The organism is Arthrobacter sp. zg-Y769, from assembly GCF_020907405.1.
Taxonomy (GTDB): Bacteria; Actinomycetota; Actinomycetes; order Actinomycetales; family Micrococcaceae; genus Arthrobacter_B.
Window position 1 is genome coordinate 67,556 of the sequence record NZ_JAJJOE010000001.1, and the last position, 13,127, is coordinate 80,682.

Genomic DNA, 13,127 nt, shown 5'->3' on the forward strand with positions numbered 1-13,127 from the left:
CAATGGCCCGCGCCCTGATAATTGTCGACGTCCAGAATGACTTCTGCGAAGGCGGCTCGCTGGCTGTGGCCGGCGGGGCGGACCTCGCGGGGGAAATCACCGACTACGTGGAAACCTCCGCCGGCCGGTACGATCTCGTGGCCGCCACCCAGGACTGGCATATCGATCCCGGTGCCCATTTCTCCGAGACCCCCGACTACGTGGACTCCTGGCCCCGGCACTGCGTGGCAGGGACCCCCGGCGCGCAGCTGCATCCGGATCTGGACACCGAACTGGTGGACGCCTTCTTCCGCAAAGGCCAGTACGAGGCCGCTTACTCCGGTTTCGAGGGAGTCCTGGCGCCCGACGTCGAGGTTCCCCTCGGTGATCCGGAGGCGGAACCCGACGCGGACACCGAGACGCTGAGCCTGGACGACTGGCTGCGGGACAACGACGTCGACGAGGTAGTGGTGGTGGGCCTGGCCGCCGATTACTGCGTCCGGGCCACCGCACTGGACGCGGTTGCCGCCGGTTACAACACCGCGGTGATTCCCGAACTCTCCCGCGGCATCAAGCGCGAGACGACGCTCGCGGCCTGGGCGGAGATCGAAGACGCCGGCGTGGAAATCATCGACCTGTAACAGCCGCGCAACGCAAAGGGCCGGCCCGCTTCTGCGGGCCGGCCCTTTGCTTGCGGTTACTTCCTGCCTGCCGTTACTTCCGGCCGATGAACCAGTCCTGGAGCTTCTTCAGCCGCTTGTTCAGCTGCTCTTCGTTGGCCTGGGCCACGGGCGGTCCGCCGCAGATCCGGCGCAGTTCGCTGTGCACCACCCCGTGCGGCATGCCGGAGCGGGCCGACCAGGCGGACACGTTCTTCGCCAGCTCCGCGCGCAGCTCGGTCAGCCGGCGGTGGTCCACCACCTCGGGGGCTTCCGCCGGTGCTGCCTCCGCGGCCGCTCCCGAGCGGCGGCCCCTGCGGGAAAGCTGCTCATGCTGGCGCTGGCGCAGCAGGGTGCTCATCTGGTCCGCGTCCAGGAGCCCGGGGATGCCGAGGAAATCCTGCTCCTCCTCGCTGCCCAGCGCGCCGCCGGTACCGAACTCGCCGCCGTCGAACAGCACCCGGTCAAAGGACGCCTGGGATTCCAGGGCCTCGAACTTCTGCTTGGTCAGCTCGCCGGAGGCCTTTTCCTCGCGGTTCGCCGCTTCCATGAGGCTGTCCTCGAGGCCGAAGCCTTCTTCCTCCAGGTGGTTGTCCGGGCGGTCCAGCGCGTGGTCGCGTTCAACTTCCATCTGGTTGGCCAGCGCCATCAGGTTCGGCACGGAGGGCAGGAACACCGACGCCGTTTCGCCGCGCTTGCGGGCACGCACGAAACGTCCCACGGCCTGCGCAAAGAACAGCGGGGTGGCGGTGGAGGTGGCATACACGCCGACGGCGAGGCGGGGCACGTCAACGCCTTCGGACACCATCCGCACCGCAACCATCCACCGCTGGGTTCCGGCGGAGAACTCCTCGATCTTTTCGGAGGCCTTGGCGTCATCGGACAGGATCACTGTGGGCGATTCGCCCATGATTTTCTTCAGCCAGCCGGCGTAGGCGCGGGCGTCGTCGTGGTCAGTGGCGATCACCAGCCCGCCGGCGTCGGGCACGGACCGGCGTACCTCGGTGAGGCGGCGGTCCGCGGCGGCCAGCACGGCGGGAATCCACTCTCCGGTGGGATTCAGGGCCGTCCGCCAGGCCTGCGCCGTAATGTCCTTGGTCACCGCTGCCTCGCCCAGCGACGCCGCCATCTCGTCGCCGGCACTGGTCCGCCAGCGCATCTGGCCCGAATAGGCCATAAACATCACCGGGCGGACCACGTGGTCCTTGAGTGCCTGCCCGTAGCCGTAGGTGTAGTCCGCCTTGGAGCGGCGGATCCCGTCCCCGTCTTCGACATACTCCACGAACGGGATCGCAGCAGTATCGGAGCGGAACGGCGTACCGGTCAGGGAAAGCCGCTTCACCGCCGGTTCGAAGGCTTCGCGGATACCGTCACCCCAGGACAGTGCGTCGCCGCCGTGATGGATTTCATCCAGGATCACCAGGGTGCGGGCCGCCTCGGTCTTGGCGCGGTGCAGCATGGGCTTGGAGGCCACCTGGGCGTAGGTGACGGCCACGCCGATGAACCCGTGCCCGTGCCGGCCGTCGGCATTCTTGAAGTTCGGGTCGATCGCCAGGCCCACCTTCGCGGCGGCATCGGCCCACTGCCGTTTCAGGTGGTCCGTCGGGGCGACGACCGTGATGCGGTTGACGATTCCGCGCTCCACCAGTTCGTTGGCAACACGCAGGGCGAAGGTGGTCTTACCGGCGCCGGGGGTCGCGACGGCCAGGAAATCGCTGGCATTGGACTCGAAGTACTTCTCCAGGGCCTCCGCCTGCCACTGGCGCAGCTTCGGGGCAGTACCCCAGGCGGCGCGCTCGGGGTAGGCGGGCGGCAGTGACGCACCGGCGCCGAACAGGGTTTCGGAACTCACGCTGGAAACGCAGCCTTTCCTCGAATGGTTGTTGCCGTGCAGGCACCGGACGGGGGCAGCGGCGAGCTACTGCGCTGAGGCGCAGGCGTGCTAACAGAGGTCATGCAGGCATCAGGACTAACTGCCTTCACCACGGAAGGCTGGGAAACGGGCGATCATAAACGGCCGGAGGGACCTGCTACTTCTTGCCCTTGGGGTTGTCGCCTTCGGGGCGCAGGCCCTCGTAGATTTCCTTGCAGGTGGGGCACACGGGGAACTTCTGGGGATCCCGGCCGGGCGTCCAGACCTTGCCGCACAGAGCAATGACCGGCTCGCCCGAAAGGGCCGATTCCATGATCTTTTCCTTGCGTACATAGTGGGCAAAGCGCTCACTGTCGCCGGGTTCCAGCTCTTCGCGCAGTTCTTCGCGCTCGATGGTGGCCGTGGACGTACCGTTGTCGTCCAGGCGGCGGGGATCGTTTTCAAAAGGATCGGGAGGCAGGCTCATGCGTACCATCTTAGCGCCCGCCCGCCTCCCTTCCGCAGGCTAGAATTTCCCGCGGCGTGCGGCCCGCTCGTACTGGGGAACCCAGGGCAGCTTGGCATCCAGCTCCGCCGCGGCGCGCATCCACCAGTGCGGGTCCCGCAGCGCGGCGCGGGCTACGAGGACGGCGTCTGCGGACCCGGCTTTCAGGATCTCCTCCGCCTGCACGCCGGAGTCAATGAGTCCGACGGCGGCGGTGGGCACCGATGCGCCGCGGCGGACCGCAGCGGCATATTCCACCTGGTAGTTCGGTGCCACCGGGATCGAGGCGCCGGGGACGGCTCCGCCCGTGGAGACGTCAACCAGGTCCACGCCGTGCTCCCGGGCAGCACGTGCCAGGACTACCGAGGACTCGGCGTCCACTCCCCCGGGCATCCAGTCCGTGGCGGAGATGCGCAGCAGGAGCGGCATGGAATCGGGGATTACTGCCCGTACCGCGTCAATGACCTCGAGGGTCAGCCGGTTCCTTCCTGCTGCGCTTCCGCCCCACGCGTCGGTGCGCGTGTTGACGAGCGGGCTGAGGAACTGGTGCAGCAGGTAGCCGTGCGCGCCGTGGATCTCAATGGTGTCGAAGCCGGCGTCCACCGAGCGGACGGCCGCGTCAGCGAAGTCGCGGACCACCTGCCGGATGCCCGCTTCATCCAGCTCTGCCGGAGCGGCGTAGGTGCCGAACGGCTCTGCCGTGGGTCCAACGGTCTGCCAGCCGCCGTCGTCCAGCGGAACGCTGCCGGAGCCGGCCGCGAACGGAGAGTAGGTGGAGGCCTTGCGTCCGGCGTGGGCCAGCTGGATGCCGATCCGGGCGTCCACTGCACCGTGGCGGTGCACAAAACCGGTGATGCGCTGCCAGGCGCCTGCCTGTTCGTCGTTCCAGATGCCGGCGTCCTGCGGGCTGATCCGGCCTTCCGGGCAGACCGCCGAGGCTTCGGTGATGATCAGGGCCGCCCCGCCGGCGGCGAAGGAACCCAGGTGCATCAGGTGCCAGTCATTCGGCACTCCGGGCGCGTTCGCCGGATCCGCGGGATCTACCGGGTCTGCGGAGTACTGGCACATGGCGGCGACCCAGCCGCGGTGGGCCAGTTCCAATCCGCGCAGGGTGATGGGGTCAAAGAGGGATGGTGCGTCCATGGAAGTGCCCCTGCCGGCCTAGAAAAGTGCCCGGGCGAGGGCAGAGCGGGCCTTGGTAACCCGGGGGTCGGAAACGCCCACAATTTCGAAGAGATCCAGCAGCCGGAGCCGGGCGGTTTCGCGGTCCTCGCCGTGCACCCTGCCGATCAGGGATGTGATCCGGCGGAAGGCATCCTCGACGTGCCCGCCGGCAATGTCCAGGTCCGCGACGGCGAGCTGGGCCTGCACGTTGTCAGGTTCTTCGGCGCCGGCCCGGCGGACGGAGTCCGCGTCGGCGTCGCGGAGACGTGCCATGAGTTCCACCTGTGCCAGCCCGGCCTTCGCTTCCGCGTCGGCGGGCTGCTCGGCCAGGGCGCGCCGGTACGCAGCGGCCGCGGCGTCGTAGTCCTCGGCGTTAATGGCGTCGAAGGCTTCCTGGTGCAGCGGAGGCAGCGGAGCGTCCTCCGCCGGGGCCTGCTCCGTGCCCCCTTCCAGGGACCCGTTGACACCGTTGGCTGCCGCCACCTGCATCAGTTCGCCCACCAGGGCACGAATCTGTTCCTCCGGCAGGAGGCGGTCCAGGAGCGGCACCGGCTGGCCCTTGATCACCGCTGCCACGGTGGGAACGGCAACGGCGGAGAACGCCTGGGCAATCTGCGGATAAGCCTCCGCGTCCACCCGGGCCAGCAGCATCCGGCCGTTCTGCTCCACGGCAATGGCTGCCAGGATGGCCGAGACCTGCTGCGAGTCGGGGCTCGCATCGGAATACAGGTCAATGACCACCGGCACTTCGGCGGAGAGCTGGACGACCTGCGGGAAGGTCTGTTCCGAGACCTGGACCACGAAGGGTGACGGTGCCGGAGCGGCGCCGGGTGCAGCACCTGCCGGGCCGGCCGAAGCTGCCGGGGCCGAAGAACGGGCCTTGAGGGCGGAGAGGTCTACAGCCCCCCGCAGGTTCATGGAGGACGGGGCTGCCGGTGACGGGCGATGATTCGGTGTGCTCATTTCTTCACCTTATTACGCCCCGCCCGTCCACCGGCAAGCCTTACGCTTTGCGCCTACTTGAGCTTTGCGGACAGCAGTTCCTGTGCCGCGCCTACTACCAGGACCTGTCCGCTGCCGCCGGAAGCCGGTACGTAGAGCATCACGGCTTCGCCGTGGGTGACGTCTATGCCCTTGTCGGTGTCGGGCTGGCCGGTCAGCGCCTGGTAAACGGTGCCTTCGAGGTTTACCGAGTCGCCGGCTTCCTTAGGCGTGCTCGAGAACGTGTTGGACAGGTAACCGAACACGATGGCTCCGCCGTCGTCGGTCCGCAGGGCATACGTTTCCTTGGCATCGGCGGAGTGCTTGAACGTGTTGGAGGCGAACTCATTCTTCGGGTCGGTCTGTACCTGCTTCTGGAACTTGACCACGTCTTCACTGAACCGGTTGGCCGCGAAGGTGCCCTTGTTCCCGCCGTCCGGGTTGGTCAGGGAGTCGGCCAGCGCCTCAACGGCGTCCTGCGGCGCCATCATCAGGCCGTTGTCCGAATCCGCCGGGATCTGGTCGGAGCCGGCGTCTGCCGCCGGGGGCTGCGGGAAGGTGCTGGCAGGCAGCATCTGGACAGCCGAAACGAGCTTGTAGTTGTCCCGGGCGGAGTCCTGGACCAGCAACAGAGCCTGCGGCACCGGGTTGCCCTCGCCCTGGGTCACAGCGACGACGGTGCGCGGCCAGCCGGCCGCGGTACCAACCGACTCCGTCCGCAGCGTCTTCGCTGCCACCGGAACCGGGGCTTCGTGGTCGGCGGACTTGGCAGCCACGGCGTAGTTCGCGGAACGCATGGCGTAGGCGGCACCGCCGACCCGCGGCCGCAGCATCGCTGCGTCCTTGGCGGCGTCGCCTGCCTCGACCGTATCGGCCACGGATTCCAGAATGCGGTTCAGCTGGGAATCCATGATCACCGGCCGGCTGCCGGCGGGTGATTCATCAGCCAGCGCCGACGCGGGTGCGGAGCCCGCTACCAGCACGGCAGCGGCGGCAGCAGCCAGGAAGGCCGGGCGGCGGCGGCTGGACGCGGTTGCGGTGAAGGCCGATGTCGTTCCCGAGACACTGGGCTGTTTGTCAATGGTTCCGGTCTCAATGCCGGCGCTGCGGCGCCCGCTGCGGCGCGGCCCGTCCGAACCGCTGCGCAGGAAGGCAAGGGCCAGGCCCAGGACCGCGAGCAGGGCGCCGGCAACGATCAGCGGGACGGCAAAGGGACGGGTGGCATCGTTTTCCCAGGTCAGGGTCACGTCGGCAGGTGCCGGAGCGGTGCCGTCCGTAGCGAGCAGGACCCGCCAGTCGCCCTCGCCCGGCGCCTCCCACTGATAGGACAGTTCACCCTCGCCGGACTCTTCGACTACCCAGAGGTCGGAGCCCGCGGGATCCGGAGCCGTGATTCCGGTCTTGGCGGTATCCGTGGCCAGCGCGTCGTCCCCGGGGGTCAGCCGGGTTGCGGCGGCGTCACCGACCCATGCCTGGACGTCATTGGCCCGGCCGACTGCCAGTGTGAAGGGAGCATCCGAGCGGACGGTGATGTCCACGCCATCCGGATATTCAGCGAGCAGTTCCGGTTCCAGGACGGTGACTACGGCACCGTCGTGTCCATCGGCTTCCATGGAAGCCGACTGTGTCTCCGGCGGCGCCCAGATGGTGCGCTGGCCAATGCCTATCAGCATCAGGAGCACCCCGAGAACGATCAGCGGAACTGCAAATTTGTTTCGCACAACTTACCTATCTTCAGTCTGGGCAAATGACATGGCACGGCGGCGAATTCCCCGGCCGGAAGGCAGGAACGCAGGCTCCGGAATGCCGCGGCTGAATCGCATCGGTCACATTGATGTCCTGGCACTTGATTACCCAATGGTAACGAAAACCCTTCGGAGCACCCATTCGGCTCCTGCCGCGGCGCAGCCGTAGTCATATGCCGGTCCCGGAAAAACGGTTCCGGCGGCGCGCCGGCTGGTAAGGTTTCGGTTCGTATCAGCAGCCCAAACCGGCAGAGGAGAAACGCGCGAAATGAGCGAAAACGAGGACGTGCCCGTCCACGCGCCGCTCCCCGGCCCTGCGGACAAAACCCCGGGCGGCAACAACAATGCAGCCGACAAAAATGCAGGCCGCACCCAGCAGCCCGGATTCCTCTCCACGGCCGCGGACCGCGTCCGTTACAGCCTGCGCCACGGAGTCCCCGGCGCCCGGCCCCGTCCGCGGTTCGAATTCCCGCCTGAGGATACTGCCGGTAAGGAAATCACCGTCGACAGCGACGTGCGGCTTCCCGATGAGCGGCTAAGCGTCAGCGGCGCCGGCCACGGGCCCGATCCGGAGTCCGGAAGCATGCGGGCCCACCCCATTTACTTTGGGTTTATGCTCACGGTCGGCGTCGGCCTGGCCCTGCTGCTGTTCTTTGTCATCACGAACGTCGGCGAACTGCTGGTCTGGATCGGCGCAGCACTGTTCATTGCACTGGGGCTGGATCCGGTGGTCCGCTGGCTGGCTGCGCGGCGGATTCCCCGCCCCGCCGGCATCGCCATCACCGTGCTGGTGCTGGCCGGCGTCGTTACCGCGTTCTTTGCCACCCTGATCCCCACCATCGTGAGCCAGACGACGGAGATCATCGCCAACGCCCCCGGCTATATCAACAACTTCCTGGCCTCGGACTTCTTCGTCAACATCGACAAGCAGTTCCAGGTCCGTGACCGCATCGAGCAGGAAGTCGGCAGCTTCTTTTCCAACAGTTCGGCCGTGGGCGGCATCTTCGGCGGGGTGCTCAGCGTCGGCACCGTGATTGCCAACGGCCTGTTCGGCGCCCTGATCATCCTGGTCCTGACGCTCTATTTCCTGGCTTCCCTGCCGTCAATGAAGAAATGGGCGTACCGGCTGGCCCCGCGCAGCCGGCGCCGCCGGGTGGAGGCCCTGTCGGAGGAAATCACCGGCAGCGTCGGCAACTACGTGATCGGCCAGGGCTTCGTCGCCCTGCTCGACGCCACCTATGCCTTCATCGTGATGACCATCACCGGCGTTCCGTTCTCGGTGCTGCTGGCTTTCGTCGTGGCACTGCTGGCGTTTATTCCCTTGGTGGGTCCGCCCATCGCCCTGGTGCTGGTTTCGCTGGTGGCCCTGACCGAGGGCTGGCAGACCGCCGTGGTCTTCGCCATCCTCTACATGGCGTACCTGCAGTTCGAGGCCTACTTCGTCTCCCCGCGCGTTATGCAGCGGGCGGTAGCGGTGCCCGGCGCCGTCGCCGTCATTGCCGTGATTGCCGGCGGCAGCCTGCTCGGGGTACTCGGCGCACTGATCGCCATTCCCACGGCGGCGGCCACCCTGCTGCTGCTCAAGGAGGTCTTCATCGCCCGGCAGGACGGGCACTGACACCGGCGGGAAGTCAGTACCGGCGGCGGATCCGCCAGCAATGGTTGTGCCAGTGCCGCCGACTCTCGACGGCGGTCTGCCGGCCCAGCAGGGAGTCTTCCTGCCAGACCACCAGATGCGCGGTTCCGGGCGGGATGATCCCGCCGCAGCCGGGGCACCGGTAGTCCTTTGCGGCCTTGCCTGCCGTGATCTGCCGCACCGACCATTCGCCGTCGGGACCGCTTTCGCGCATCGGAATGCCGGCGCGGGTGCGTTCCAAATCCACCTCCGGCGGGGCGGAAGCCCACTTGCGGCGGGCGTTCCGGCCGGCAGCACTGCCGGAGGCGGGCGCGCGGCGGGGATGGTTCGAACGGGGCATAGAAGTCATTTTGCCGCAGTTCAGCCGGTAAAGTGCAACTGTGCGTTTAGTAATAGCCCGCTGCTCCGTTGACTACGTCGGCCGCCTCCGTGCCCACCTGCCCCTGGCCGTAAGGCTCCTTATGGTGAAGGCCGACGGTTCCGTCCTGATCCATTCCGACGGCGGATCCTACAAACCGTTGAACTGGATGAGCCCTCCGGCCACCCTGCGCAGCGTGGAACCGGACGAGATTGACGCCGAGGCCGGCGTCACCGAAGTCTGGAACGTCCAGAGCGCCAAGACGGATGACCGCCTGATCATCAGCATCCACGAACGGTTCTCGGACGTCTCCCATGACCTCGGGACCGATCCCGGGCTGATCAAGGACGGCGTGGAAGCGGACCTGCAGCGCCTGCTGGCTGAACAGATCAACCGGCTCGGCGAGGGCCATACGCTGATCCGCCGCGAATACATGACGGCCATCGGTCCCGTGGACATCCTCGCCCGCGACGCCACCGGCGCAACGGTGGCAGTGGAGCTGAAGCGCCGCGGAGACATCGACGGCGTGGAGCAGCTGACCCGCTACCTGGAACTGCTCAACCGGGATCCGCTGCTGGCTCCGGTCCGGGGCATCTTCGCCGCCCAGCAGATCAAGCCCCAGGCCCGGGTGCTGGCCGAAGACCGCGGGATCACCTGCCTCACCCTCGACTACGACGCCATGCGCGGAGTGGACGACAGGGATTCCCGCCTGTTCTGACTCCCCGTCCCGCTCCCGGCTGCCCGACAACATGCCTAGAATCGGTGCATGAACCCAACTGCGCGCAGCCGGGACCGCGGTTACCTGCGGGGCAGCCTGCTTGCCCCGGATGAACTGCTGCCCGACGGCGTACTGGCGTTCGTCGGGGACCGGATCACCTACGCGGGTCCCGCGGGCGGTTTCGACGACGTCGGCTGGCCGGAGCCCGCGCCCGTACCCGACGGTTCGCTGATCCTTCCCGGCCTGGTGGACCTGCACTGCCACGGCGCAGTGGGCAGCGACTTCACCACCTCAGGCGTCGACGGCGTGCGGCGGGCCGCGGACTTCCTGCATTCAGCGGGAACCACCACGCTGCTCGCAAGCACGGTCTCCGCGTCCCGCCCGGACCTCCTCGCTGCCGCCGCCAGGCTCGGCGCCCTGGCACGTGCTGGACTCGTGGCCGGAATCCACGCCGAGGGTCCCTTCCTCTCGCCGGAGCGCTGCGGTGCACAGGACCCCGCCTATCTCCTGCCCCCGGACCCCGCGTTCGTGGACGAGCTCATCGAGGCGGCGGACAGCGAACTGGTGACCATGACCTTTGCCCCTGAGCTGCCCGGCGCGGACGAGCTGCTGGACCGCCTGATCCTGCACGGCGTGACGCCCTCGCTGGGGCACACCCGTGCTACGGACGCGGTTGCCGCCGAGGCGCTGGAAACCGCCCGTGAGGAAATGGAGGAGGCCGGTTTCGGCGGCTATGTCCCCCGCCCCACCGTGACCCACCTCTTCAACGGCATGGATCCCCTGCACCACCGCTCCCCCGGCGCGGTCGCGGCGAGCCTGCGGGCTGCCCGCAGCGGGGGCGCAGTGGTCGAACTGATCGCCGACGGGGTGCATGTGGACCCTGCGGTGGTGCGCACCGTGTTTGAGCTCGTCGGCGCCCCGAACGTGGCCCTGGTGAGCGATTCCATGGCGGCCACCGGGCTGGGCGACGGCAGCCACCGCCTCGGGTCCGCAGACGTAACGGTTCGGAACGGGGCCGCCCGCCTTTCCGACGGCACACTGGCCGGCAGCACCTCCACACTGCTGCAGTGCGTACGCACCGCCGTTACTTCCGGGGTGCCGCTGGCGGACGCAGTGGGCGCGGCCACCGCGGTGCCGGCGGATGTGCTGCGGCTCGCCGACGAAGTGGGGGCGCTGCGCCGCGGCCTGCGGGCCGATGCCCTCGTGGTATCGCCGGAGCTGGAACTCCACGCGGTCCTGCGCTGCGGAACGTGGCTGCCGCGCTGAAGAAAACGCCCGGAAAAAAGTCGTAAGTATTTCGTTTAGGCCATTGACCAGGCATATGGGTTATGCGACTCTATTACCAAGTCTTTGTGTAGGTGTTTTTTCATGCTCGCAAGACCGTTGCGAGTGAGAAGCTCCTCAAGGAACTGCTGAATGGCAAGAACTTGGGCTTTCTTGCTTCAGTAACATAACCGGCGCTGACTGTGCGGGTAGTTCCACATTATGAGGAGAAAAAATGGCTCAGGGTACCGTCAAATGGTTTAACGCCGAAAAGGGCTTCGGCTTCATCACCCCCGATGATTCGGACGGCGACGTCTTCGTTCACTATTCCGAAATCCAGACCAACGGATTCAAGACGCTCGACGAAAACCAGCGCGTTTCCTTCGAAATCGGCCAGGGCGCCAAGGGCCCCCAGGCCACCGGCGTTACCGCACTCTAAGGTTCCGCACTTTATCTTTTCGTAAGAAACGGAAAACCCCCGGCTTATGCCGGGGGTTTTCTGCGTTGCTAGCCCCGACGGCGGACGACGTTGGCGCCAAGCCCCCGAAGGTTCTCCATGAAACGTTCGTAGCCGCGGTCGATGTGGTCCACGCCGCGGACTTCGGTGGTTCCGTCCGCAGCCAGGCCGGCAATAACCAGGGCCGCCCCGGCACGGATGTCGTTGGCCACCACAGGGGCACCGGAGAGCAGCTCCACGCCCTGGATCAGCGCGTGGTGTCCGTCGAGCCGCACCACTGCCCCGAGCCGTGCCAGTTCCGAGGTGAAGCCCCAGCGCGCTTCGAAGACATTCTCGGTAACCATGCCCGAGCCGGTGGACACGGCGTTGAGCGCCACCACGAAGGGCTGCAGGTCGGTCGGGAAGCCCGGGTACGGCAGCGTGGAGACATTGATGGGTTCGGGACGTGCCGGTCCCTTGACCGTGAACCCGTCCTCCCCCGTGCTCACTTCGCAGCCGGCCTGGACCAACTTGTCCAGCACCACGGCCAGGGCCGATGCGTCCGCTGACCGCACCTCGATTTCGCCGCCGGTAACCGCTGCGGCAAAGGCCCAGGTGCCTGCGACAATCCGGTCCGGCACTACCCGGTGCTCCACCGGATGCAGTTCCGCAACACCGTCGATGACCAGCGTGTTGGTGCCCACGCCGCTGATAGCCGCACCCATGCTGTTGAGCATCCGGGCAATGTCGGTGATTTCTGGTTCCCGGGCGGCGTTATCGATGACGGTCCGCCCGCGGGCCAGGGTCGCCGCCATCATCAGGTTTTCGGTGGCACCCACTGAGGGGAAATCCAGGATGTGGTCCGCTCCGTGCAGGCCTTCCGGGACCGATGCCACCAGGTAGCCGTGGTCGATGCCGATCTCGGCACCCATGAGTTCCAGCCCGGCACGGTGCATGTCCAGTCCGCGGGAGCCGATGGCGTCCCCGCCGGGCAGTGCCACCTCGGCGCGCCGGCAGCGGGCCACCAGCGGCCCCAGCACGGAGATGGAGGCACGCATTGCCCGGACCAGGTCATAGTCCGCCTGGTGGCCCAGCTCCTGCGGCACGTCCACGGCAACGGACGCGGCGTCGACGTCGTAATCCACCGTGCAGCCCAGCCGGCGCAGCAGCTCCGCCATGATCCACACGTCCTGGATATTGGGCACGTTCGTAATGACTGAGCGCCCCTGGGCAAGCAGCGTTGCCGCCATGAGCTTCAGGACGCTGTTCTTGGCACCCGGTACAGTGACGGCTCCGCGAAGGGTCGACGGGCCGGTAACAACAATGACGTCTTCCATTACTCCATAGTAGGCCGACGGGACAGGCACCTGCGGGCAGCAAAAAAGGCACAGGGAGAATTCCCTGTGCCTTCCAAGCAGGCGGCTAGCGCCAGGTACCGATGCCGATTACGGGGCCGGCTTCCACCCATGAGGAGAGACCGTTGTAGGCCTCGTAGTTCATGGCCACCAGGACTTCGCTCCCCTGGTAGTTGAGGCTAACGACGACGGCGCCCGGCTGGATACGGGCACGCTCCGCCTCGGTGGGCTCCCGCCAGCCCGCCATTTCCAGCGAACTGCGCAGGAACCGGTAGGGCGGGCGGGGACTCAGCGAGACCAGCCGCAGCCATTCCAGATGAGTGTCCGTATAACGGCAAACCCCCATCCGCCACCCCGCAGGGGGGAAGCAGATGGAGGCATCGAAGGTCCCCAGGGTGGGGCGCCCCGGGGGGGGGGGGCCCCCCCACGACCCGACACACACGACGGACCCCCCCCACAAGGGCCCCCCCCCAAAA

The 13,127-nt window shown here is 67.3% G+C and carries 12 protein-coding genes and 1 pseudogene; 5 read left to right on the plus strand and 8 right to left on the minus strand.

Annotated features, from left to right (window positions below; translation table 11 throughout):
- Window positions 1–2: 2 nt before the first annotated feature.
- Window positions 3–620: an isochorismatase family protein gene (locus tag LOC60_RS00310; protein ID WP_230020672.1), complete on the plus strand. Its 618-nt coding sequence runs from the start codon at window positions 3–5 to the stop codon at window positions 618–620.
- Between the two features lie 73 nt (window positions 621–693).
- On the opposite strand, the gene LOC60_RS00315 is transcribed toward LOC60_RS00310, so the two are convergent.
- The 5 genes from LOC60_RS00315 to LOC60_RS00335 form a co-directional block, all read right to left on the minus strand.
- Complete coding sequence (locus LOC60_RS00315; RefSeq protein WP_230020673.1) at window positions 694–2,490, minus strand: DEAD/DEAH box helicase; 1,797 nt, start codon at window positions 2,488–2,490, stop codon at window positions 694–696.
- A 178-nt stretch (window positions 2,491–2,668) separates the two neighbouring features.
- On the minus strand, window positions 2,669–2,977 hold the full coding sequence (locus LOC60_RS00320) for a DUF3039 domain-containing protein (RefSeq protein WP_227918249.1): 309 nt from the start codon (window positions 2,975–2,977) through the stop codon (window positions 2,669–2,671).
- A gap of 39 nt (window positions 2,978–3,016) precedes the next feature.
- On the minus strand, window positions 3,017–4,138 hold the full coding sequence (locus tag LOC60_RS00325; RefSeq protein ID WP_230020675.1) for an NADH:flavin oxidoreductase/NADH oxidase: 1,122 nt from the start codon (window positions 4,136–4,138) through the stop codon (window positions 3,017–3,019).
- An 18-nt stretch (window positions 4,139–4,156) separates the two neighbouring features.
- Window positions 4,157–5,122, minus strand: a complete 966-nt coding sequence (locus LOC60_RS00330; RefSeq protein ID WP_230020676.1) for a co-chaperone YbbN — start codon at window positions 5,120–5,122, stop codon at window positions 4,157–4,159.
- Between the two features lie 53 nt (window positions 5,123–5,175).
- A complete protein-coding gene (locus tag LOC60_RS00335; protein ID WP_230020678.1) occupies window positions 5,176–6,861 on the minus strand; it encodes a hypothetical protein in 1,686 nt (561 codons plus the stop codon).
- A 292-nt stretch (window positions 6,862–7,153) separates the two neighbouring features.
- Here LOC60_RS00335 and LOC60_RS00340 point away from each other — a divergent pair, with 292 nt between their 5' ends.
- Window positions 7,154–8,503: an AI-2E family transporter gene (locus LOC60_RS00340; RefSeq protein WP_230020679.1), complete on the plus strand. Its 1,350-nt coding sequence runs from the start codon at window positions 7,154–7,156 to the stop codon at window positions 8,501–8,503.
- Window positions 8,504–8,516: 13 nt separating this feature from the next.
- Here the strand turns inward: LOC60_RS00340 and LOC60_RS00345 are convergent, their stop codons facing one another.
- Window positions 8,517–8,861, minus strand: a complete 345-nt coding sequence (locus tag LOC60_RS00345) for a hypothetical protein (protein ID WP_230020681.1) — start codon at window positions 8,859–8,861, stop codon at window positions 8,517–8,519.
- A 40-nt stretch (window positions 8,862–8,901) separates the two neighbouring features.
- Here LOC60_RS00345 and nucS point away from each other — a divergent pair, with 40 nt between their 5' ends.
- The 3 genes from nucS (at window position 8,902) to LOC60_RS00360 (ending at window position 11,299) form a co-directional block, all read left to right on the plus strand.
- On the plus strand, window positions 8,902–9,597 hold the full coding sequence (gene nucS / locus LOC60_RS00350) for an endonuclease NucS (RefSeq protein ID WP_230020682.1): 696 nt from the start codon (window positions 8,902–8,904) through the stop codon (window positions 9,595–9,597).
- Window positions 9,598–9,645: 48 nt separating this feature from the next.
- On the plus strand, window positions 9,646–10,863 hold the full coding sequence (locus LOC60_RS00355; RefSeq protein ID WP_230020683.1) for an N-acetylglucosamine-6-phosphate deacetylase: 1,218 nt from the start codon (window positions 9,646–9,648) through the stop codon (window positions 10,861–10,863).
- Between the two features lie 232 nt (window positions 10,864–11,095).
- A complete protein-coding gene (locus LOC60_RS00360; RefSeq protein WP_146361532.1) occupies window positions 11,096–11,299 on the plus strand; it encodes a cold-shock protein in 204 nt (67 codons plus the stop codon).
- A gap of 68 nt (window positions 11,300–11,367) precedes the next feature.
- On the opposite strand, the gene murA is transcribed toward LOC60_RS00360, so the two are convergent.
- Both murA and LOC60_RS00370 read right to left on the minus strand, forming a co-directional pair.
- On the minus strand, window positions 11,368–12,633 hold the full coding sequence (murA, locus tag LOC60_RS00365) for a UDP-N-acetylglucosamine 1-carboxyvinyltransferase (RefSeq protein ID WP_230020685.1): 1,266 nt from the start codon (window positions 12,631–12,633) through the stop codon (window positions 11,368–11,370).
- Window positions 12,634–12,718: 85 nt separating this feature from the next.
- Window positions 12,719–13,054, minus strand: a pseudogene (locus LOC60_RS00370) (DUF2550 domain-containing protein); the annotation flags it as partial.
- Between the last annotated feature and the right edge of the window lie 73 nt (window positions 13,055–13,127).

What these genes read in the sequence shown, in the direction of transcription:
- LOC60_RS00360 (WP_146361532.1), top strand. Translation starts at nt 11,096, where the DNA reads ATGGCTCAGGGTACCGTCAAATGGTTTAACGCCGAAAAGGGCTTCGGC.
- LOC60_RS00320 (WP_227918249.1), bottom strand. Translation starts at nt 2,977, where the DNA reads ATGAGCCTGCCTCCCGATCCTTTTGAAAACGATCCCCGCCGCCTGGAC.
- LOC60_RS00330 (WP_230020676.1), bottom strand. Translation starts at nt 5,122, where the DNA reads ATGAGCACACCGAATCATCGCCCGTCACCGGCAGCCCCGTCCTCCATG.
- LOC60_RS00345 (WP_230020681.1), bottom strand. Translation starts at nt 8,861, where the DNA reads ATGCCCCGTTCGAACCATCCCCGCCGCGCGCCCGCCTCCGGCAGTGCT.
- LOC60_RS00325 (WP_230020675.1), bottom strand. Translation starts at nt 4,138, where the DNA reads ATGGACGCACCATCCCTCTTTGACCCCATCACCCTGCGCGGATTGGAA.
- murA (WP_230020685.1), bottom strand. Translation starts at nt 12,633, where the DNA reads ATGGAAGACGTCATTGTTGTTACCGGCCCGTCGACCCTTCGCGGAGCC.
- LOC60_RS00310 (WP_230020672.1), top strand. Translation starts at nt 3, where the DNA reads ATGGCCCGCGCCCTGATAATTGTCGACGTCCAGAATGACTTCTGCGAA.
- LOC60_RS00355 (WP_230020683.1), top strand. Translation starts at nt 9,646, where the DNA reads ATGAACCCAACTGCGCGCAGCCGGGACCGCGGTTACCTGCGGGGCAGC.
- LOC60_RS00340 (WP_230020679.1), top strand. Translation starts at nt 7,154, where the DNA reads ATGAGCGAAAACGAGGACGTGCCCGTCCACGCGCCGCTCCCCGGCCCT.